The following is an 18,505-nucleotide window of genomic DNA, read 5'->3' as shown; positions in this document are numbered from 1 at the left end:
GGTATCTCGTCATCAGGCAGACGCCGGAGTGGCCCGCCCGGGTGGCGGCCGGGCCGGCCGGGCCGGGGGTACGCCGTCCTCGGGGCCGTGGCCGGGGCCGCGCTGTTCGGTGCGTACGCGCTGCCCGTGCCCGCCGCGGTGGCCGCGGTCGCACGTCCCGCCGACCTCGTCGCCCACCCGGCCGATCTGGTCAACCCCTTCATCGGTACGTCCAACGACGCCAACGACTTCCCCGGCGCGGACGTGCCCTTCGGCATGGTGCAGTGGAGTCCGGACACCTCCTCCCGGCCGCCGGGCGGCGGGTACGAGTACAAGGACTCCTCGATCACCGGGTTCAGCCTCACGCACATCGCCGGGCCGGGCTGCGGCGCGGCGGGGGACATACCGGTGCTGCCCACGGTCGGCGCCGTCAACAACTCGGCCACCGACTCCTTCTCGCACGCCAACGAGTCCGCCACGGCGGGGTCGTACAAGGTCGCCCTCGACAACAAGGTGACCACGGAGCTGACCACCACCACGCGCAGCGGCATGGCGCGGTTCACGTTCCCCGCCACCACTCAGGCGAACCTGCTGTTCAAGCTGAACGGCAGCCAGAACGGCGCGAGTTCGACGCAGTTCAACGTCGTCTCCAGCACCGAGGTCAGCGGTCAGGTCACGAGCGGCAGGTTCTGCGGGGCCGGGAACAGCTACACCGTCTACTTCGACATGGTCTTCGACCGGCCGTTCGCCGGCAGCGGCAGCTCGCTCGCGCCGCAGTCGAAGCAGCCGGCGCCGAGCACGAAGCGGGCAGGCAAGAGCGCGGCGGACGAGCCCAACCACCCGCGTCTGCACGGCACCGGGCCGAAGACGACCGTCAAGGATGACGCCACCCCTCGGGCCGCCGCGTCCAACGCCCATGTCACCTTCGACACCAGCTCGAACCAGGTCGTCCAGGCCAAGGTGGGCGTGTCCTACGTGTCCGTCGCCAACGCGACCGCCAACCGCACCTCGGAGAACCCGAATTGGAACTTCGACGCCGTCCGCACCTCGGCGCACGACGCCTGGGACTCGGCGCTCGGCAAGGTACTGATCGGCGGCGGGACCTCGGACCAGCAGAAGATCTTCTACACCGCGCTCTACCACTCGCTCCTGCACCCGAACGTCATCAGCGACACCAACGGCCAGTACTTCGGGTTCGACGGCAGGACGCACCAGGTGGACTCCGGACACCGGGCCGCCTACGCCAACTACTCGGGCTGGGACATCTACCGCTCCCAGGCCCAGTTGGAGGCGCTGGTGAGCCCCCAAGTGGCCTCCGACACCGCCCAGTCGATGGTCGACGACTACCAGCAGACCGGAATCTTCCCCAAGTGGTCGGAGAACAACGGGGAGTCCTATGTGATGGTCGGTGACCCGGCCGCGGCGATCATCGCCGACTACTACGCCTTCGGCGCACGGGACTTCGACACCTCGGCGGCACTCTCGGGTCTGCTGAAGCAGGCGAGCACCGCCAACAACGACCGGCCGGGCCTCAATTACCTCGACAATCCCGGCTACGAGCCGCACGACGGCAGCTACGGCTGCTGCAACTTCTACGGCCCCGTCGCCACGACGCTGGAATACGACACCGCCGACTTCGCCCTCTCCGCCTTCGCCGGTGCCCTCGGCGACAGCCAGAGCCAGAAAACGTACGCGCACCGGGCGCAGGACTGGCGCAACGTCCTCAACCCCGCCTCCGGTTTCGTCCAGCCGCGCAACCTCAACGGCACCTGGACCGGCGGCTTCGACCCCACCAGCGGGACGGACATGGTGGAGGCCGACTCCTGGATCTACACCGGCATGGTGCCGTTCAACGTGGCGGGACTCGCCACCGCCAAGGGCGGCAACAAGGTGATGGGCGACTACCTCGACACCGTCCTGCGCAGCTACACCGGCGCGAACGGCTATGCCTGGGTCGGCAACGAGCCGAGCATCGAACTTCCCTGGGAGTACGACTACATCGGCATGCCGTACAAGACCCAGGCCACCGTGCGCGCGGTGCAGGACCAGATCTGGTCCAACTCCCCCGCGGGCCTGGCCGACGGCAATGACGACCTGGGCGCGATGAGCGCGTGGTACGTGTGGTCGGCGCTCGGCATGTTCCCGATGACGCCCGGCACGTCCGATCTCGCCCTCGGTTCACCGCTGTTCCCGCAGGCCCAGGTCACGCTGCCCTCGGGCAGGACGCTCACGGTCAACGGCACCGGTGCGGCGGACGACGCGCCCTACGTCCAGTCCGCGACGTTCAACGGCTCGGCCTGGAACAACGCCTACGCCCCTGCGTCCGCGCTCACTTCGGGCGGCACGCTCGACTTCACCCTGGGCACCACTGCCAACACCGGCTGGGCGAGCGGGACTTCGGCCGCTCCCCCGTCGTACCCCGGCGACACCTCCGCGCCGGCCAAGCCCAGGGTGGGTCCGGTGAAGTCGGGCGTCAGCTCCTCGCTCTGCGTGGATGACGCCAACTCGGGTACGGCCGACCACACGGCGATCCAGCTCTGGTCCTGCAACGGCACGTACGCGCAGGACTGGACGGTCGCCTCGGACGGCACCCTGCGCACGCTCGGCAAGTGCCTCGACGTGTCGAACAGCGGGACGGCCAACGGCACGCTCGTCCAGCTCTACACCTGCAACGGCACCGGCGCGCAGGCGTGGACGATCGGCTCGGACGGCTCGCTGAAGAACACCAACTCCGGTCTGTGCCTGGACGATCCGAACTCCGCCACGGCGGAGGGCACGCGGTTGCAGATCTACGGCTGCAACGGCACCGCGGCGCAGAAGTGGACACTTCCGGCGGCGTAGCCGACCCGCGGCGGCCCACACGGCACAACGCCTTCGCCCTGTCCTCCCGGGAGGACAGGGCGAAGGCGTTTCCGGATGTGCAAGATCTGTAAGGAGCCTATGGCAAGACGGAGTTGGCGCATAACCTGTTCGCTCCCCACCCCGAGAACGACAGTCGCTGTGCCGACGTCCCCGCCTTCTGGAGAGTCACCGTGACCATCAGCGATTCCGTCGACCGCGTCGCCATCGACCCCTTCGGCGCCGACATACCCGCCGAGATCGCCAAGCTGCGCGCCCTCGGCCCGGTCGTCCCCGTCGAACTGCCCGGCGGAATACCCGCCTGGGCCCCGACCGGCTACGACGTCCTCAAGGACCTGATCCTGGACCCACGGGTCAGCAAGGACCCCCGGCGGCACTGGCGGCTGTGGCCCGCACTCGGCGAACACCCCTCCTGGGGCTGGATCCTGGGCTGGGTGGGTGTCGTCAACATGTTCACCACCTACGGCCTCGAACACACGCGTCTGCGCAAGCTGGTGGCGCCGAGCTTCACGCACCGACGGACCGAGGCGATGCGCCCGCGCGTGGAGTCGATCACGGCCGAGCTTCTCGACGCCCTGGCGGACGCGGGTGCGGGCGGCCAGGTCGTGGACGTCAAGCGGATGTTCGCGCACGAGCTGCCACTGCGGGTGGTCTGCGAACTGTTCGGAGTGCCCCCGGAGTTGCGTGCGGACACCGCCGGTCTCATCGCGGCCATCATGGACACCTCCAACCCGGGCCCCGAGCACACCGCGTTCGTGCAGGAGCGGATCGGAACCGTCCTGGGCGGCCTGATCGCCTACAAGACCGGGCATCCGGGCGACGACATGACCACGGAGCTGATCCGGGTCCGCGACGAGGACGGCGACCGGCTCAGCGACGAAGAGCTGCTGCACACGCTGCTGTTGGTGATCGGCGCCGGATTCGAGACGACGGTCAACCTCATCGGCAACGCGGTCGTCGCCCTGCTGGACGACCCCGCGCAACTGGCGGCCGTACGCGCGGGCGAGATCTCCTGGGACGCGGTGATCGACGAGACGCTCCGGGTGCAACCCTCCATCGCCTCACTGCCGTTGCGCTACGCGGTCGAGGACCTGACGGTCGGGGACATCACCATTCCGGCGGGCGACGCCATCATCACCACCTACGCCGCCGCGGGCCTCGACCCGACCCACTACGGCGACGACGCCCACCTCTTCGACGCGGCACGCGGGGCCGACGACCACATGGCGTTCGGCATCGGCGTCCACCGCTGCATCGGCGCACCCCTGGCCCGCCTGGAGGCCCGCACCGCGCTCCCCGCGCTGTTCGCCCGCTTCCCCGGCCTGACCCCGGCCTTCCGCAGGGACGAGCTGCGCCAGGTGCCGTCGTTCATCGCCCTCGGCTGGCAGGAAGTGCCGGTCCGGCTGGGCGGCTGACCATGGCGACGGCGGTGCGACCGGCCGCTCGCGCCGGTCGCACCCCCGGGGTCCTCAAGGTCACGGGCAGGAGCTGGAGCTCTGGCCGATGACGTGGGCGTCCGCGTTGTCGGCCGCCTTCACCCAGGCGGCCGTCGTGCCGCGGCGGTCGTAGGTCTTGGTGAAGTCGGGGGCCAGGTCGATGACGAACTTGACCTTGTAGCACCAGCCGGCGTCGATCCGCAGGGTGTCCCAGTCCTCGCTGTAGGGGGTGTGGCCCCCGCCGGAGGAGAGGTAGTACGTGGTCTGGGAGACGTTGTCGCTCTTGCAGGTGGGCTGGGTGGCCGTCCAGGCGCCGGTGCTGTCCCCGCCGCGACACCAGTTCTTCAGCGCCGTGGCGCCCAGAGAGGTGTCGTTCACCGAGGACGAGCAGCCCGCGATGCTGCAACTCGCCCCGGCGCTGGCCGTGGTGGCCGAGCCCAGGACCGCGATGAACGCCATGGTGGTCACCGCGGCCGCCGCCCTGCCCAGTCTTGTGGGCAGCAGTTTCTTGGATGCCATGATCAGTTCCTCCCCTTTCGCCCATGCTTGGGCATGGGCTCAGGAGGGAAGCTAGTGTCATTCACGGGTGCTGTCAGCTCATCGGCACCTCTGTGAAATTGCCGCTCGGCCGCTCAGCCCAGCGGCTTGGACAGCACCGCCTTGCGGTGGCTGAAGGTGTCCATCGAGTAGCGGCCGTGGTAGTTGCCCATGCCGCTCTCCCCCACTCCGCCGAAGGGAAGGTCGGAGACGGTGAGGTGGGCGAGGGGCAGGCCGTGGCCGAGGCCGCCGGAGGAGGTTTCGGCGGCGATGCGGTCGCGGGTGGTGCCGGACTCGGTGAACACGTACAGCGCGAGGGGCTTGTCGCGGTCGTTGATGAAGTCGATCGCGGCGTCCAGGTCCGGCACGGTGACGATCGGGAGGATGGGGCCGAAGATCTCCTCCCTCATCACCGGCGCCTCGGGCTCGACGTCGGCCAGGACGGTCGGCGCGATGTACTTGTCCGTGCGGTCGCTCTCCCCGCCGACCGCGACCCGGCCGGAGTCGAGCAGGCCGGAGAGGCGGTCGAAGTGGCGTTCGTTGATGATGCGGCCGTACTCCAGCGAGGCCGCCGGGTCGGTGCCGTAGATGCCCTCGACCGCGCGGACGAGCGCGGCCTCCAGGGCGGGGGCGGTCTCCGGGTCGGTGAGGACGTAGTCGGGGGCGACGCAGGTCTGCCCGGCGTTGAGGAACTTGCCCCGGGCCAGCCGGTCGGCGACCACGTCGAGGTCGGTGTCCCGGTCGACGAACGCCGGTGATTTGCCGCCGAGTTCGAGGGTGACGGGGGTGAGGTGCTCCGCCGCCGCGCGCATGACGACACGGCCCACCGTGCCGTTGCCGGTGTAGAAGATGTGGTCGAAGCGCTCGGCCAGCAGGGCCGTGGTCTCCGGGATGCCGCCCTCGACCACGGCGACCGCGTCGGTGTCGAGGTAGGCCGGGATCAGTTCGGCCAGCGCGGCGGAGGTCGCCGGTGCCAGCTCGCTCGGCTTCGCCACGACCGCGTTGCCGGAGGCCAGCGCGCCGACCATGGGGGCGAGGAGGAGCTGGGCGGGGTAGTTCCAGGGGGCGATGACGAGGACGACGCCGAGCGGGTCGTACTGTGTCCAGGCCGTCGCGTCGTCGCCGAGGTGCGCGGGGACCGGGGCCGGCTCGGGGCGCAGCCACTCCGCCAGGTGTTCCAGCGTGTGGTCGATCTCGCGGATCGTGAAGTCGATCTCCGTGCGGTGGGCCTCGGTGGCGCTCTTGCCCAGGTCGGCGTGGAGGGCGGCGGCGAGGTCGGCGCCGTGCTCGGTGAGCATCGCGCGCAGGCGGCGCAACTGCTCGGTGCGCCACTCGACGGACTTGGTACGGCCGCTGCGGAACGTGCTGCGCAGCCGGGCGACGGTGTCGGCGGGCTGCTCGGTGGGGGCGTGGTTCACGGGTGCCTCGCGTTCTCGACTAACAGATGTAAACACCAACCTTTCAGGTGGCCGAACGCATTCCGTGGATTGCCCGGAATGACGCAGATCACGGCGCGTACGCGAGAGGGTGCTCGCTTATGGCGTCACGTGCCCGACCCCAGCCGTACGTCCAGCCCGTCGTTCTCCGTCCAGAACCGGTCGTCCGCGTCCTGGAGGCGGGACGCGGCGTGGCGGAGGTGGAGGCGGGCGGCGGCCTCGGCGGCCTCGGGGTCGCGGGCCTCGACGGCGGCCAGGATGGCGTGGTGCTCCTGGCGCACCGCCTCGATGAAGTCGCTGCGGCGGGCCTCGTTGGCGCGGGTGACGCGGATGCCGCCGCGGGCGACCTCGCCCAGGTAGCGCACCGTCGAGAGGAGGACCGGGTTGCCGGTGGACTCCGCGATCGAGCGGTGGAAGGCCAGGTCCTCGTCCACGCCGTCGCCGTCGGCGGCGACCGCCGCGTCCAGCGCGTCGAGCGCCCCGCGCATCCGGGCGATGTCGTCCGGCGTGGCACGGGTCGCCGCCAGGGCGGCCGCCTCCCCCTCCAGCGCGGCGCGGACCTCCACGATCTGCAGCACCCTGGCCTTGGTGCCGGGCGACTCCGCCTCCAGGTCGAGCGGCCGGGCGCGCCGGGGCAGTACGAAGACGCCGAGGCCCTGGCGCGGCTCGACCAGACCCGCGTTGCGCAGCCGGGACACCGCCTCGCGGATGACCGTGCGGCTCACGCCCAGCTGCTTGACCAACGCGACCTCGGTCGGCAGTTTGTCGCCCTCGGCGAGCCGCCCGGACTCGATCTCCTCCGCGAGGATCGCGGCGACCTGGTCCGCGAGCCGTATCGGACCGCTCACCTTGGAAAACATGCTTTTCAGTCTATCGATCCGCGCTCTGCCGCCCGGCCCCGAGCCCGGTGACGGCGGTCACCGCGTCGGCGTGGTCGGCGAGGTACTCCCGGACGACCGACTCGAAGTCCGGGTCGGCCGTGAGGCCGAGCGTGGCGGCGCGTGCGTTGTCGAAGCCGGCGGGCCAGGAGCCCACGATGGCCTCGACGGCGGGCTCCGGCGCGACCGTCACCCGGTCCGCGACCGCGTCCCCGGCCACCTGGCGGAGGGTCCGGAGCATGTCCGCCACGGAGACCGTCAGCGCGGGCAGGTTGACCGGGAGCCGCCCGCTGAGCAGGCCGGGGCCCTCGCCGCGCTCCAGCTCCGCGACCCGGAGGATGCCCGCGACCGTGCGCCGGGGCGACGCCAGGGCCACCCGCAGGGCGGGGTCGACCGGGCACACGGCCGGCAGCCCGGCCAGGGGCTCCCGGACGATGCCGGACAGGAACCCGGACGCGGCGGCGTTCGGCTTGCCCGGCCGCACCGACACGGTCATCAGGCGGGCCACGCGCCCGTCCACGAAGCCCCGGCGCGTGTACTCGGCGACGAGCTGCTCGCAGACGAACTTCTGCACCCCGTAGCTGGAGCGCGGGGTCGGCAGGGTGGCCTCGCTGACCGTCTCCGGCAGGGGCAGCGCGGGGTCCGGGCCGTACACCGCGACACTGCTGGAGAACAGCAGCCGTACGACCGGTCCCCCGGCGGCCGCCTGGGCGCGGGCGGCTTCGAGCAGGGCGCGGGTGGTGTCCACGTTGGCGGCCATGCCGAGGTCGAAGTCGGCCTCGCACTCGGCCGACACGGCGGAGGCGAGGTGGATCACCGCGTCCACGGGCTCGGCGAACAACTCACCCAGCCGCTCGGTCAGATCGCCCTGGACGACCTCCACCAGCGGGTCGGCGGTGAGCGGTGAGGCGTCCGGCACGAACAGGTCGGCCAGCACCAGCCGGTCCACGGGTACGCCGTTGAACGTCCGCGTCTCCAGCAGCCGTTCGGCCACCTGGCGGCCCAGGAAGCCGAAGCCACCGGTGATGACGATCCTCATGCGTGTGCTCCTCGGTAGTCGTGCAGCCAGCCGAGCCCCTCGCTCGTCCCGGCGCGGGGGCGGTACTCGCAGCCGATCCACCCCTCGAAGGCCAACTCGTCGACGACGTCGAAGAGATGGCCGATGTTCAGTTCGCCCGCGTCGGGCTCGTGCCGGTCGGGCACGCCCGCGATCTGGAGATGTCCGACCCGGCCGGTCGGCAGGTCCCGGCGCAGGGCCGTGGTGAGGTCGCCCTCGGTGATCTGGCAGTGGTAGAGGTCGAGTTGGACCTTGACGTTGTCGGCACCCAACTCATGGACGACAGCGTGTGCTTCGGTCTGCCGGTTCAGGAAGTAGCCCGGCATGTCCCGGTGGTTGATCGGCTCGATCAGGATGTCCACCCCGGCCGCCTTGGCCCGCTCGGCCGCCCAGGCGAGGTTGGCTACGTAGGTGTCGCGGTGGCGGGCCGCCTCGGCGGGTGTGACTCCGGCCGGCAGGAGTCCGGCCATCACGTGTACGCGCGGGCAGTCCAGTTCGGCCGCATACTCCAGCGCCCGGTCGATCCCGGCCCGCGTCTCCGCCTCGCGTCCGGGCAGTGCGGCGGTCCCGCGCTCGCCCGCGTCCCAGTCACCGGGCGGGGCGTTGAACAGCACCTGGCGCAGGCCGTTGTCGTCGAGAAGGCGGCGCAGCCCGGCGGCGTCGTACGCGTACGGGAACAGGTACTCGACGGCTTCGAAGCCGTCCGCCGAGGCCGCGGCGAAGCGGGCCGGGAACGGGTGCTCGGTGTACATCATGGACAGGTTCGCTGCGAACCTCGGCATGGTCACTCCCATGACGCCGGTGGGCGCCGGTCAGCGGTTGACGACGTCCTTCTTGGTGGTCAGTACGGCGGCGGCCCCCACGACCAGGCTCAGCGCCAGCACGTACATCGGTATCGCCGCCGAGCCGGTGCTGTCCTTGAGCGCGCCGATCATGTACGGGCTGACGAAACCGGCAAGGTTTCCGACCGAGTTGATCAGCGCGAGCCCGGCCGCGGCCGCCGTACCGCCGAGGAAGGCGGTGGGCAGCGACCAGAACAGCGGGGCGCAGGTCAGCACGCCGGCCGCCGCGAAGGACAGGGCGATCAGGGACAGTGCGGTCGAACCCGACCAGGAGGCGGCCAGGGTGAAGCCGACGGCGCCCATGAGGCTCGGGATCACCAGATGCCAGCGGCGCTCCCGGCGCCGGTCGGCCGAACGCCCGAAGAGGTTCATGGCGACCAGGGCGGCCAGGAACGGCACCGAACTGAGCACGCCGATGGCCAGGTTGCCCTTGATGCCGGTGGACTCCACGAAGGTCGGCATCCAGAACGTCAGCGCGTACTGGCCCATCACGAAGCAGAAGTAGATGAGGCTCATCAGCCACACCTTCGGGTCGCGGAAGCCGTCCCAGACCTTGCCGTGGACGGTCCGGTGCGCGGCGTCCTCGGCGAGCGCCCGCTCCACGACGGCCTTCTCCTCGTCGCTGAGCCACTTCGCGTCCCGCACCCCGTTGTCGAGGTAGAACAGCGTGATCACACCGACGACGAGCGCCGGGAGCGCCTCCAGCGCGAACATCCACTGCCATCCCTGCCAGCCGCCCGTGCCGTGGAAGGCGTCCAGGATCCAGCCGGAGAGCGGGTTGCCGAAGATGCCCGCCACGGGGATCGCCGACATGAACATCGCTATGACGCGGGCCCTGCGGTGGGACGGGAACCAGTAGGTGCAGTACAGGATGACGCCGGGGTAGAACCCGGCCTCGGCCGCGCCGAGCAGGAAGCGGAGCAGATAGAACGTCGCCTCGTTGGTGACGAACACGAACGCCGCCGAGACCACGCCCCAGCTGATCATGATCCGGGCGATCCAGGTGCGGGCGCCGACGCGCTGGAGCAGCAGGTTCGAGGGGACCTCGAAGAGGAAGTACCCGATGAAGAACAGCCCGGCGCCCAGGCCGTACGACGCCTCGCTGAACCCCAGGTCGTCGGACATCTGGAGCTTGGCGAAGCCGACGTTGACGCGGTCGAGGTAGGAGACGATGTAGCAGAGGACGAGGAAGGGGACGATGCGCCGGACCACCTTGCGGAAGACGGCGTTCTCGCGGGTGAGGTCGGCTTCGGTGGCGACCGTGGGGAGGGACATGGCGAATCCTTTGAGCGGCTCAGGGGGATTCTGGGACGTGGAGCGGGTGTCGGAACGGGTTCACCAGCGCGCGCCGAACACGGAGCGCAGTTCGGCGAGGGCGGGTTCGGGCAGTGGTGCGGGCCGGCGATCGGTGAGCAGCCACAGGTGTGCCGTCTCCTCGAGTTCTTCGAGGACGGCGAGGGCGGAGGCCGCGTCGGGCCCCCAGACGACCGGGCCGAGCCGGTCGAGCAGCACGGCCCTGATCGGCGTACCGCTCGCGGCGCGTTCGGCGATGCGGGCGGTCACGAGGTCGGCCACGCGCGGGTCGCCGGGCCGGTGGTAGGGGACGAGCGGAACATGCCCGACCTTCATCACGTAGTACGGCGTGATCGGCGGGAGCACGTCGTCCTGGCTCCACACCCCGGCCAGAGTCAGCCCGACCAGGTGCGTGGAGTGGGTGTGGACGACGAAGCGCGCGGTGGGGTCGGCGGCGTAGATGCGGCGGTGCAGGGTGAGGGTCTTGCTGGCGCGGTCGCCCGCGAGCTGTTCGCCCCGCGCGTCGACGAGGGCCAGCCGCTCGGGATCGAGGAAGCCCAGGGCCGCGTCGGTCGGCGTGATCAGGTGCGAGTCGCCGACCTGGGCGCTGATGTTGCCCGCGCTGGCGTGCACGTAGCCGCGTGCGAACAGGCTCGTGCCCACTCGTACGATCTCGCGCCGGGCCGCTTCAACCGGGTCGGTCATGGTTTCCGTCATGACTTGTCCAGCAGGGCGAACGCGGCGGAGAAGAAGTCCGGTCCCCCGAAGTTCCCCGACTTCAGGGTGAGATGGAGCGTCTCCCCGTCGGGCAGCACAGCCGCGCACCACGGCACACCGGGGTCGATCTGCGGGCCGATCCGGAGCCCGGTCACACCGAGCGCCTGGACGACGGCGCCCGAGGTCTCGCCCCCGGCGACGACGAGCTGCCGCACTCCGCGTGCCACGAACCCGCGTGCCACCTCGGCCAGGGTGCGCTCCACCAGCTCGCCGGCCTCGGCGGCGCCGAGTCTGCTCTGCACTCCGCGTACGGCGTCGGGCGCTTCGGTGGAGTAGATCAGCACGGGACCGTCGGCCAGATGGGCGTCGGCGAAGGCGAGCGCCTCACCGGCCACGTCCTCACCGGCCGCGATACGCAGCGGATCCACGCTGAACGCGGGGCGTCCGCTGTCCAGGAACGCCCGGACCTGGCCGTTCGTGGCCACGGAGACCGAGCCGGAGACGATGGCCCGGTATCCACCGGTGGGCGGCAACTGTGTGGCGGCCGTGGAGGGTTGGACACCCCAGTTCGCGGGGAGTCCGATGGCCAGGCCCGAACCGGCGGTCACCAGCGGCAGTTCGCTCACGGCCTCGCCGAGGCGGACCAGGTCGTCGTTGGAGACGGCGTCCACGACGGCGAACGCGACGCCTGCGGAACGGAGTTCGGCGATGCGGGCCCGCACCGCGTCCGCACCGGCCGCGAGGACCGTGTGGTCGATGAGTCCGACGGGACGTGTGGTCTGGGCGCCGAGCACGTTGACCAGATTGGAGTCGGTCATCGGCGTCAGCGGGTGGTTCCGCATGCCGCTCTCGCTCAACAGCACGTCGCCCACGAAGAGATGGCCCTTGAAGACCGTGCGCCCGTTGTCCGGGAACGCCGGGGTGGCCACCGTGAAGTCGGTGCCCAGCGCGTCCATCAGGGCCTCGGTGACCGGCCCGATGTTCCCGGCGGGGGTGGAGTCGAAGGTCGAGCAGTACTTGAAGTAGATCTGCTCGGCGCCCGCGCCCCGCAGCCACGCCAGCGCGCGCAGCGAGGCGTCGACCGCCTCCGCGACGGGAACGGTACGGGACTTGAGCGCGATCACGACGGCGTCCGCGTCCGGCGCGATGTCGTATGCGCCGTCCTCGGGGACGCCGATGAGCTGGACCACGCGCATGCCCGCGCGCACCAGGTTGTTCGCCAGGTCGGTGGCGCCGGTGAAGTCGTCGGCGATGGCGCCGAGTCGGATGCCCATGTTCAGTCGTCCTCCGCCTTCGGCAGGTCGATCCCGGGGAAGATCTTGATGACCGCGCTGTCGTCCTCGCCGCCCAGGCCCGAGGCCGCGGCCTGGAGGAACATCTGGTGGGCGGTGGCTGCGAGCGGCAGCGGGAAGCGCTCGGGGCGGGCGGAGTCGAGCACGATCCCGAGGTCCTTGACGAAGATGTCGACGGCGGACAGGGGCGTGTAGTCACCGGCCAGCACGTGCGCCATACGGTTCTCGAACATCCACGAGTTGCCCGCACTGTGGGTGATGACCTCATACAGCGTCTCGGCCGGTACGCCGGCCCTGATGCCCAGCGCCATCGCCTCGGCGGCGGCCGCGATGTGGACGCCCGCGAGCAGCTGGTTGACGACCTTGACCTTGGAACCGAGCCCGGCGCTCGCGCCCAGCCGGTGCACGGTCGCGCTCATCGCGTCCAGCACCGGACCGGCGACGGCGTACGCCTCCGGAGAGCCGGACGTCATCATGGTCAGCTCTCCGGCCGCCGCGCGGACGGCGCCGCCGGAGACGGGGGCGTCCAGGTAGAGCACGCCCGACTCGGCCAGTCGGCCTTCCAGTTCGGCCGACCAGGCGGGGTCGACGGTGGAGCACATCACGAACACGGCACCCTGCCGCAGCCGCCCGGCGGCCCCACCCTCGCCGAACAACACCTGCTCGATCTGGGCCGAGTTGACGACCACGCCGACCAGGACATCGACGGTCGCGGCGAGTTCACCGGCCGTCGGGAAGGCGGTGCCGCCCTCATGGGCGAAGTCGGCGGCCACTTCGGGGCGCAGGTCATGGACCCCGACGTCGTACCCCGCGTTCCGCACGCTCCGTGCCATCCCGAGCCCCATGGCCCCGAGTCCCACCACACCCACACGGGGCGGGGCGGACCTTTCCTGGTCGTTCACGCGCAACATCCTTGTCTCGCTGTGGCCGCCCGGGCGCCCTTCCCTGCCGGACCCCTTCGCCAACGGTCAGGTCATATGATGACCTGACGACGAGAGTTGATGCACTGTGATGCCGGTCACATTACGAGGGCCGGGATGTCAGGGAGGGCACCTGCGCGAACGTCCGCCGCGCAGCCTCACTTCCGGGTGGCCGTGATGAACAGAACCGCCCCGGCCACCACGACGACCGCGGCGATCAGGGTGTGCAGCCGCGCCCGGCGCAGCACGTTCCGCACCTCCCAGGCGTGGATCAGCTCCAGGAGGTTCCGGCGCCGTGCCGCCGCTTCCGCGAAGTTGGCGCGGGCCTGTGCCAGCCGATGCGTCACCTCCGCGCGGCGGCGTGGGTCCTCCTCCCTCGCCAGCAGATCCTCCAGGCGCGCGGCGACGGTGCTGTGCCGCGTGCAGGCGGCCGCGAGTTCCGCGGCGCTGGTGCCGAAGGGACCGAGGAAGGCGCGCGGCGACGCGGCGATCCTGGCGCGCAGGTCGTCGAGGCCGGGCTCGTCCAGAGTGGCGAGCGTGACGAACCTCGGGGACAGCGCCTCGCCGGTCTGCCAGATCGCCCAGGCCACTCCGGCCAGGGCGAGCAGCAGACCGCCGGCCGCGAGGGCGATGTCACGGGCACCGTGCACTTTCCCGATCGCGGCCAGCGGGACCCCGGCGAGGAGCACGCCGCCCACGGCAGCCGTGGCCCCGATGGTCCAACGGGCGGTGGCCCTCATGTCGGCCACCGCCGTCTGCGCCGAACTCAGCACCGGCTGCCCGGATTCGGCGGGGGACGCGGAGGCGTCACTCACCGGCCGGTCCCGTCCCGCTGCTCGTCGGTTCCGCCGGACGAGCCTTCGCCGTCGCGGAAGAGCGGCTCCTCCCCCTCGTCCGGCTCCCGTCCGTAGGGCTGCCAGTCCGCGCCGTCGTACTCCTCGATGCGGCCGTCGTCGCCGAAGCGGATGTCGTGGACTTCCGGCTGTTCCTCTGTACCCATCCTGTGTTCCTCCTTGTTGAGTCGGATCTGCTGTCCGGGGTTCGGTCCGGGGTCGGGTCCGGGGGGGCACGGCGGTCATTCGGCCGCGCAGCCCCATGGTTCGCCGTAGAGGGCGTAGGCGAGTCTGGACGCGTCGTCCGTGCCCTCCCGCAGGGTGGTTCTCGCGGTGTGGAGTGCGTGGCCGACCGGCTGGCGTGCGCCCACCAGTGCCTCGTAGAAGACTTCGGCGAAGCGGCGGGCGGTGTCGCCGGCGACCGGCCATTGCGTACCGATGAAGTTGCGGGCCCCCGCGGCCATGAAGCTGTTGGCCCAGCCGGCCAGCTCGACGAGCCCGTCGCCGAGGCAGGCGCTTCCACAGGCGTTGAGGAACACCAGCGCGGCCCGGTCGGCCAGCGTGCGCGCCTCTTCCGACCTGCCCAGGTGTACGGGCCGGAACATCCCGTCCCGCATCGGGAGCGCGGACAGACCGGCCTCGTCCACGCCGTTGTGGCACGCGAGGTGCAGCAGCCCGCCCTCGCCGCCCTCCACCCATTCGACGACCTGTCCGATCCGCCCGAACAGCCGGGGCTCACCGCCCAGTTTGCGCCGCAGGTGCTCCAATTCCGCACGGGCGTGAGCCAGTTCCTCCTGCGGGCCTTCGCTTCCCAGGACGAACGCGGGCCTGCGCAAGGAGATCTGACGGTTCTTCGGATGCGGCTGGAACGGATTCCTGGAGAAGGCGATCGAGTCGACGAGGAAACCCCGGTCGTCGGCGGGGCTGCCGGTGATCGGGTAGAGGAGTTCCCACGGTATTCGTTGGGCGTCCTTGGTCGCCGCGAGACTGAAGCTGTCCACGGAGTCCCTGATCTCCAGGAACTGCTCCTTGACGGCCTGCGGGACGAGCTTGCGCCACATGTCGATCCCGTAGTCCTGGATCTCCTTGCGGGCCAGGACCAGTTCGCTCGGGGACCTCATGGAAGCGATCTTCTGCAACCGTGTCCGCAGTTTCTCGAAGTACCGCACGTAGTCGTCGAGTTCGACCTCGACCGGCGCTCCGTTGGCATCGCACAGCAGCTGGAACTGAAGGCGCCCGCGTCCGATCGGGAAGACCTGAAGGGTCACATGGCCGCGCTCCGGCGCGAGCGTGTCGACACGGATCGCGTCGCCGACGGTCCGCGTCTGCGTCGCCTCCAGCGTGCCCCGCACCGGCAGGCACAGTCTGCCCAAGTAGGTGCCTCCCGCCCAGGCGTTGAGGACCACGGAGTAGGTGTGGAGTCCGTGCAGGCGGACCGGCAGTCCGACCGGCGAGGGCTCCTGGCCGGGCCGTACGACGATCTCCCGGTCCGCGCCGTCCGGCGCGCTCACTCCGTTGGGCAGGACGGCCGAGAGCCTGATGCGCAGGCTGCCCGTCGACACGTCGAACGGATGTCCCGCCGTGGCGTCCCCTCCCGGGGCTCCGCGGCCGCCGAATCCGGCGGCGGTCCTGGGATGCCACAGGTACACCGTGATCACCACGGTCTGTTCGAGCCTCGCCGTCCCCACGACCGAGGCACGCAGCTCCCAGCCCGCGACGGCCTGCTCGGGTATCCCGACGGCCGTCGGCCGCTCGCGTGCGGGCTCGTCCACGTAGTACCGGTCGACGGCCCTGAGGTGCAGTTCGTCGTCCTCGCCCACGCCGGCGTCGTGGAGACGGTCGCTCATGATGAGCCTGCGGTCTCCGCTCCAGAAGGAGAGCGCGGCCGCCGGGCGGGACGGCGAGCCCCACGGCGAGGCGGTGCCGTACGAGTCGAGCACCGGCCTGACCAGGTCTCGCAGCCGCAGACTGGAGGGCACTCCCTCGACCTGGAACGGCTGCCCGTCCGGTCCCTGGACGGTGAACTCACCGATCAGGTAGGGGCGATGCCGGTACGTCTCCTGGCGGACCACCACCCGTTCGGAGGCGCCGGCCGCGACGAGCATCCCGCGCAGCGATTCGACCTCCCGGTCCGCGAGCACGCGCGCGATCTCGACGGCGGCCTCGCCGTCCCACGCCCCCTCCGCCTTGCGGACGTAGATGAAGTCGGCGCCGGGGTCGTGGACGTCACGGACGATGTTCAGGAACTCGGTGTGATGGCTCGCGCTCACCAGGACCAGCGCGACGACGGAGCCGGACGGCTGCCCCGTGTCCCTTGTCCCGCCCGGGCCCCTGATCCGGCTGAGCGCCTCGCGGAAGACGCTGTTGCCCGGATACTCCCGCGCGGCACAGCCGACGAGTGTGCGTTCGGCGTGGTCCGAGGGCTGCTGTCCGACCTGGCGCCTCATTTCGTGCCAGAAGACGTCGGCCGGGAGTTCGGGGTCGGGAAGCCAGCGGGCGTCCTCGGTCAGCTCTGCACGGAGCAGGATCGTGGCCTCGATGGGGGTGATCACCCGCCTCAGCTCGGCGTAGAGGGTGTCGCGCCAGGTCATGGGCCGGCCTTCGGGGCATCACAGCGATTGATGTAGTAGATCTCGATCGTGGCGTGGTCGTCCGCACCGCCGGACCAGAAGCTGCGCAGGCCCACGTTCTTCCCGCAGAACGCGCCCCGTCGCCCGTTCTTCAGCGCTTCGTTGACGTCGTGGGCGAGCGCCTCACCGTTCTCGAGGCTTGCCTTGGGTGCGCTGCCGAACGTGATCACCATGCCGATCCGCCGTCCCCGGCCGGACTTGTTCATCTCCTTGTCCACGGCGGCGACCACCTTGCGGACGTCGTCCTTCCTCAGTGCAGAGGGCCCCGGCGCACGGCCGGTCGCACCGCGCCCCAGGGCGACCTCTATGGTGCGGTAGTGCGGATCGATGCCACCCGGCCCGGCGTTCTTGGGCGGCTCGGACTCTCCGGTCCCCGGGGCCGGTGCCACGGCCTCACTCGGCTTCGGGCCACCGGACGACGCGAGTCCGAGCGCCAGGGCGATGACGAACAGGGCCAGGAAGAGATCGGCGAAGAGCCAGCCCGCCAGGTACCTCGGCGCGATGCCCTTCCCCCGTCCCGCTCGGTCACGGGTCATCCGTCCTGCTCCGGATACCAGCCGTCGGCCACGCCCGCGTCCCCGTCGTCGCCCGTGTCCTTGCGGCCGTTGGCGCTCCCGGGCCCGGCCGGGGGTGTGCGGGGCGGCGTTCCGCCGTCGTGTCCGTGCCCCGTGTCCTGTCGCGGCACGTGGCGGCCCATCGGTCCGTCGCCCGCGCCGTTGGTCGTCGCGTTGGTCATGCCCGAGGCCACGGACGGGGTCGGCATACGGCCGCCGTCGAGCACGGCGAGCACGCGCGCCAGAACGTCCATGTACTCGTAGAGCCGCTCGCTGTGATCGACGAACCGGTCCATTCCCAGGGCCACTTGACGGGTGCCCTCGACCACCGAGGCGGCCACGCGAGTGTGGGCGACGTCGGCGTCCCGCGAGGACTGGCTGGCCTCGCCCAGCTCCGTGAGGAGCTCCTTCAGCGCGGCGCGCACGGCCTGCTCCTCGGCGGCCAGCTCGGCGCGCAGAGCGGTGAACCGGCGGATGAGGTCGTGGGGGACGGTGAGCGAACGCCCCATCTCCCGCAGCTCTCCGGCGGAGGCGGTCCACCGGTCGAGCGCGGTCGTGAAGGCGCTCTCCGGGCCGGGCTCGAAGATCTTCGCCAGACGCTCGGTGCTTGCCTTCATCGTCGCGGCGAGGGTCACGGAGGCCGCCGAGATGTCCCTGGCCGCGCGCACCAGCTTGGCCGCCGGCAGGGTGGCGGCCTGTGCCGCGGTCGACATCGACAACTCGAGGTTGATCAGCATGAGTTGTCCCGCGACCTCCTGGCGTTCGCGCTCCCTCGACCCCTGCCGCTCGGCCGTCCATTCCAGCCGCTGCAGCACGGCGGTGAGGACGACGACCACGACGATCAGGGCGATGACCGCGAGGACGGCCGTGCCGCCCAGACCCGAGATCCACAGCCGGAGGAAGTTGGTGCCCTTCGGGCTGTCCTCGAAGTCCTCGAACGCCTTCCACAACGAGAACCAGGTGATCGCGATGGGCACGAACACCGCCGCGTCCCGGACGCCGCCGAGTACGGCTTCCACCGCGCCCCGGCCCGCGGGCTGATCCGGCATCAGAAGCTCGGGCGGATAGGCGCGCACGAGATCGATCCCGGCCAGGGAGGAGCCCCCGGTCCTGGCCTCCGCGGCTATCCGGTGCAGGAGCTGCGATCCCTGTGCGCTGGGGCTGCGCGCGGCGAGCTCGTCGAGCCGGTCCGAAGCACGCTGCACGGCGGCCGTGGGGGCCGTCTCCTCTGGGGTCACGTGG

General features: G+C 70.9%; 16 protein-coding genes. 2 read left to right on the top strand and 14 right to left on the bottom strand.

The annotated features are described in order from the left end of the window. The first annotated feature begins 87 nt into the window (after window positions 1–87). On the top strand, window positions 88–2,820 hold the full coding sequence (locus tag AB0E91_RS23925; RefSeq protein ID WP_361785430.1) for a lectin: 2,733 nt from the start codon (window positions 88–90) through the stop codon (window positions 2,818–2,820). Between the two features lie 191 nt (window positions 2,821–3,011). Beyond that, window positions 3,012–4,253, top strand: a complete 1,242-nt coding sequence (locus AB0E91_RS23920) for a cytochrome P450 (protein ID WP_361785427.1) — start codon at window positions 3,012–3,014, stop codon at window positions 4,251–4,253. 60 nt (window positions 4,254–4,313) lie between these two features. On the opposite strand, the gene AB0E91_RS23915 is transcribed toward AB0E91_RS23920, so the two are convergent. The 14 genes from AB0E91_RS23915 to AB0E91_RS23850 all read right to left on the bottom strand — a co-directional run bounded on the left by AB0E91_RS23915 (window position 4,314) and on the right by AB0E91_RS23850 (window position 18,501). Next, on the bottom strand, window positions 4,314–4,793 hold the full coding sequence (locus tag AB0E91_RS23915; protein WP_361785424.1) for a hypothetical protein: 480 nt from the start codon (window positions 4,791–4,793) through the stop codon (window positions 4,314–4,316). A 113-nt stretch (window positions 4,794–4,906) separates the two neighbouring features. Continuing rightward, complete coding sequence (locus AB0E91_RS23910) at window positions 4,907–6,229, bottom strand: aldehyde dehydrogenase family protein (protein ID WP_361785421.1); 1,323 nt, start codon at window positions 6,227–6,229, stop codon at window positions 4,907–4,909. A 125-nt stretch (window positions 6,230–6,354) separates the two neighbouring features. After that, window positions 6,355–7,107 (bottom strand): FadR/GntR family transcriptional regulator, encoded by a 753-nt coding sequence (locus tag AB0E91_RS23905; RefSeq protein ID WP_361785418.1) that lies wholly within the window; start codon window positions 7,105–7,107, stop codon window positions 6,355–6,357. A 10-nt stretch (window positions 7,108–7,117) separates the two neighbouring features. After that, window positions 7,118–8,164 (bottom strand): D-erythronate dehydrogenase, encoded by a 1,047-nt coding sequence (gene denD / locus AB0E91_RS23900; protein ID WP_361785415.1) that lies wholly within the window; start codon window positions 8,162–8,164, stop codon window positions 7,118–7,120. After that, window positions 8,161–8,964 (bottom strand): 2-oxo-tetronate isomerase, encoded by an 804-nt coding sequence (gene otnI / locus AB0E91_RS23895; protein WP_361785412.1) that lies wholly within the window; start codon window positions 8,962–8,964, stop codon window positions 8,161–8,163. Before otnI ends, denD begins: the two co-directional genes overlap by 4 nt. A gap of 30 nt (window positions 8,965–8,994) precedes the next feature. After that, the gene (locus AB0E91_RS23890) at window positions 8,995–10,299 is read right to left on the bottom strand and encodes an MFS transporter (RefSeq protein WP_361785410.1); all 1,305 of its coding nucleotides are present in this window, start codon (window positions 10,297–10,299) and stop codon (window positions 8,995–8,997) included. 60 nt (window positions 10,300–10,359) lie between these two features. Then, the gene (locus tag AB0E91_RS23885) at window positions 10,360–11,022 is read right to left on the bottom strand and encodes an aldolase (protein ID WP_361785407.1); all 663 of its coding nucleotides are present in this window, start codon (window positions 11,020–11,022) and stop codon (window positions 10,360–10,362) included. 8 nt (window positions 11,023–11,030) lie between these two features. Further along, complete coding sequence (gene otnK, locus AB0E91_RS23880) at window positions 11,031–12,308, bottom strand: 3-oxo-tetronate kinase (protein WP_361785404.1); 1,278 nt, start codon at window positions 12,306–12,308, stop codon at window positions 11,031–11,033. Between the two features lie 2 nt (window positions 12,309–12,310). Next, on the bottom strand, window positions 12,311–13,237 hold the full coding sequence (ltnD, locus tag AB0E91_RS23875; RefSeq protein WP_361785401.1) for an L-threonate dehydrogenase: 927 nt from the start codon (window positions 13,235–13,237) through the stop codon (window positions 12,311–12,313). Window positions 13,238–13,404: 167 nt separating this feature from the next. Continuing rightward, window positions 13,405–14,061, bottom strand: a complete 657-nt coding sequence (locus AB0E91_RS23870) for a hypothetical protein (RefSeq protein ID WP_361785398.1) — start codon at window positions 14,059–14,061, stop codon at window positions 13,405–13,407. Next, the gene (locus AB0E91_RS23865; RefSeq protein WP_361785395.1) at window positions 14,058–14,246 is read right to left on the bottom strand and encodes a hypothetical protein; all 189 of its coding nucleotides are present in this window, start codon (window positions 14,244–14,246) and stop codon (window positions 14,058–14,060) included. The genes AB0E91_RS23870 and AB0E91_RS23865 overlap by 4 nt, the downstream gene beginning before the upstream one ends. Before the next feature lie 75 nt (window positions 14,247–14,321). Continuing rightward, on the bottom strand, window positions 14,322–16,670 hold the full coding sequence (locus tag AB0E91_RS23860; RefSeq protein WP_361785392.1) for a CHAT domain-containing protein: 2,349 nt from the start codon (window positions 16,668–16,670) through the stop codon (window positions 14,322–14,324). Next, entirely contained in the window at window positions 16,667–17,245 is a 579-nt protein-coding gene (locus AB0E91_RS23855; protein ID WP_361785389.1) for a hypothetical protein, read from the bottom strand. The genes AB0E91_RS23860 and AB0E91_RS23855 overlap by 4 nt, the downstream gene beginning before the upstream one ends. Then, entirely contained in the window at window positions 17,242–18,501 is a 1,260-nt protein-coding gene (locus AB0E91_RS23850) for a hypothetical protein (RefSeq protein WP_361785386.1), read from the bottom strand. Before AB0E91_RS23850 ends, AB0E91_RS23855 begins: the two co-directional genes overlap by 4 nt. Between the last annotated feature and the right edge of the window lie 4 nt (window positions 18,502–18,505).

This window comes from Streptomyces sp. NPDC026659 (genome assembly GCF_040638245.1).
Taxonomy (GTDB): Bacteria; Actinomycetota; Actinomycetes; order Streptomycetales; family Streptomycetaceae; genus Streptomyces.
This window is presented reverse-complemented; position numbering and strand designations above follow the sequence as displayed.

Bases quoted from the DNA above. Each gene is read 5' to 3' on its own strand.
- AB0E91_RS23915 (WP_361785424.1), bottom strand. From the start codon at position 4,793: ATGGCATCCAAGAAACTGCTGCCCACAAGACTGGGCAGGGCGGCGGCC.
- AB0E91_RS23905 (WP_361785418.1), bottom strand. From the start codon at position 7,107: ATGTTTTCCAAGGTGAGCGGTCCGATACGGCTCGCGGACCAGGTCGCC.
- denD (WP_361785415.1), bottom strand. From the start codon at position 8,164: ATGAGGATCGTCATCACCGGTGGCTTCGGCTTCCTGGGCCGCCAGGTG.
- otnI (WP_361785412.1), bottom strand. From the start codon at position 8,964: ATGCCGAGGTTCGCAGCGAACCTGTCCATGATGTACACCGAGCACCCG.
- AB0E91_RS23890 (WP_361785410.1), bottom strand. From the start codon at position 10,299: ATGTCCCTCCCCACGGTCGCCACCGAAGCCGACCTCACCCGCGAGAAC.
- AB0E91_RS23885 (WP_361785407.1), bottom strand. From the start codon at position 11,022: ATGACCGACCCGGTTGAAGCGGCCCGGCGCGAGATCGTACGAGTGGGC.
- otnK (WP_361785404.1), bottom strand. From the start codon at position 12,308: ATGGGCATCCGACTCGGCGCCATCGCCGACGACTTCACCGGCGCCACC.
- ltnD (WP_361785401.1), bottom strand. From the start codon at position 13,237: ATGTTGCGCGTGAACGACCAGGAAAGGTCCGCCCCGCCCCGTGTGGGT.
- AB0E91_RS23865 (WP_361785395.1), bottom strand. From the start codon at position 14,246: ATGGGTACAGAGGAACAGCCGGAAGTCCACGACATCCGCTTCGGCGAC.
- AB0E91_RS23860 (WP_361785392.1), bottom strand. From the start codon at position 16,670: ATGACCTGGCGCGACACCCTCTACGCCGAGCTGAGGCGGGTGATCACC.
- AB0E91_RS23855 (WP_361785389.1), bottom strand. From the start codon at position 17,245: ATGACCCGTGACCGAGCGGGACGGGGGAAGGGCATCGCGCCGAGGTAC.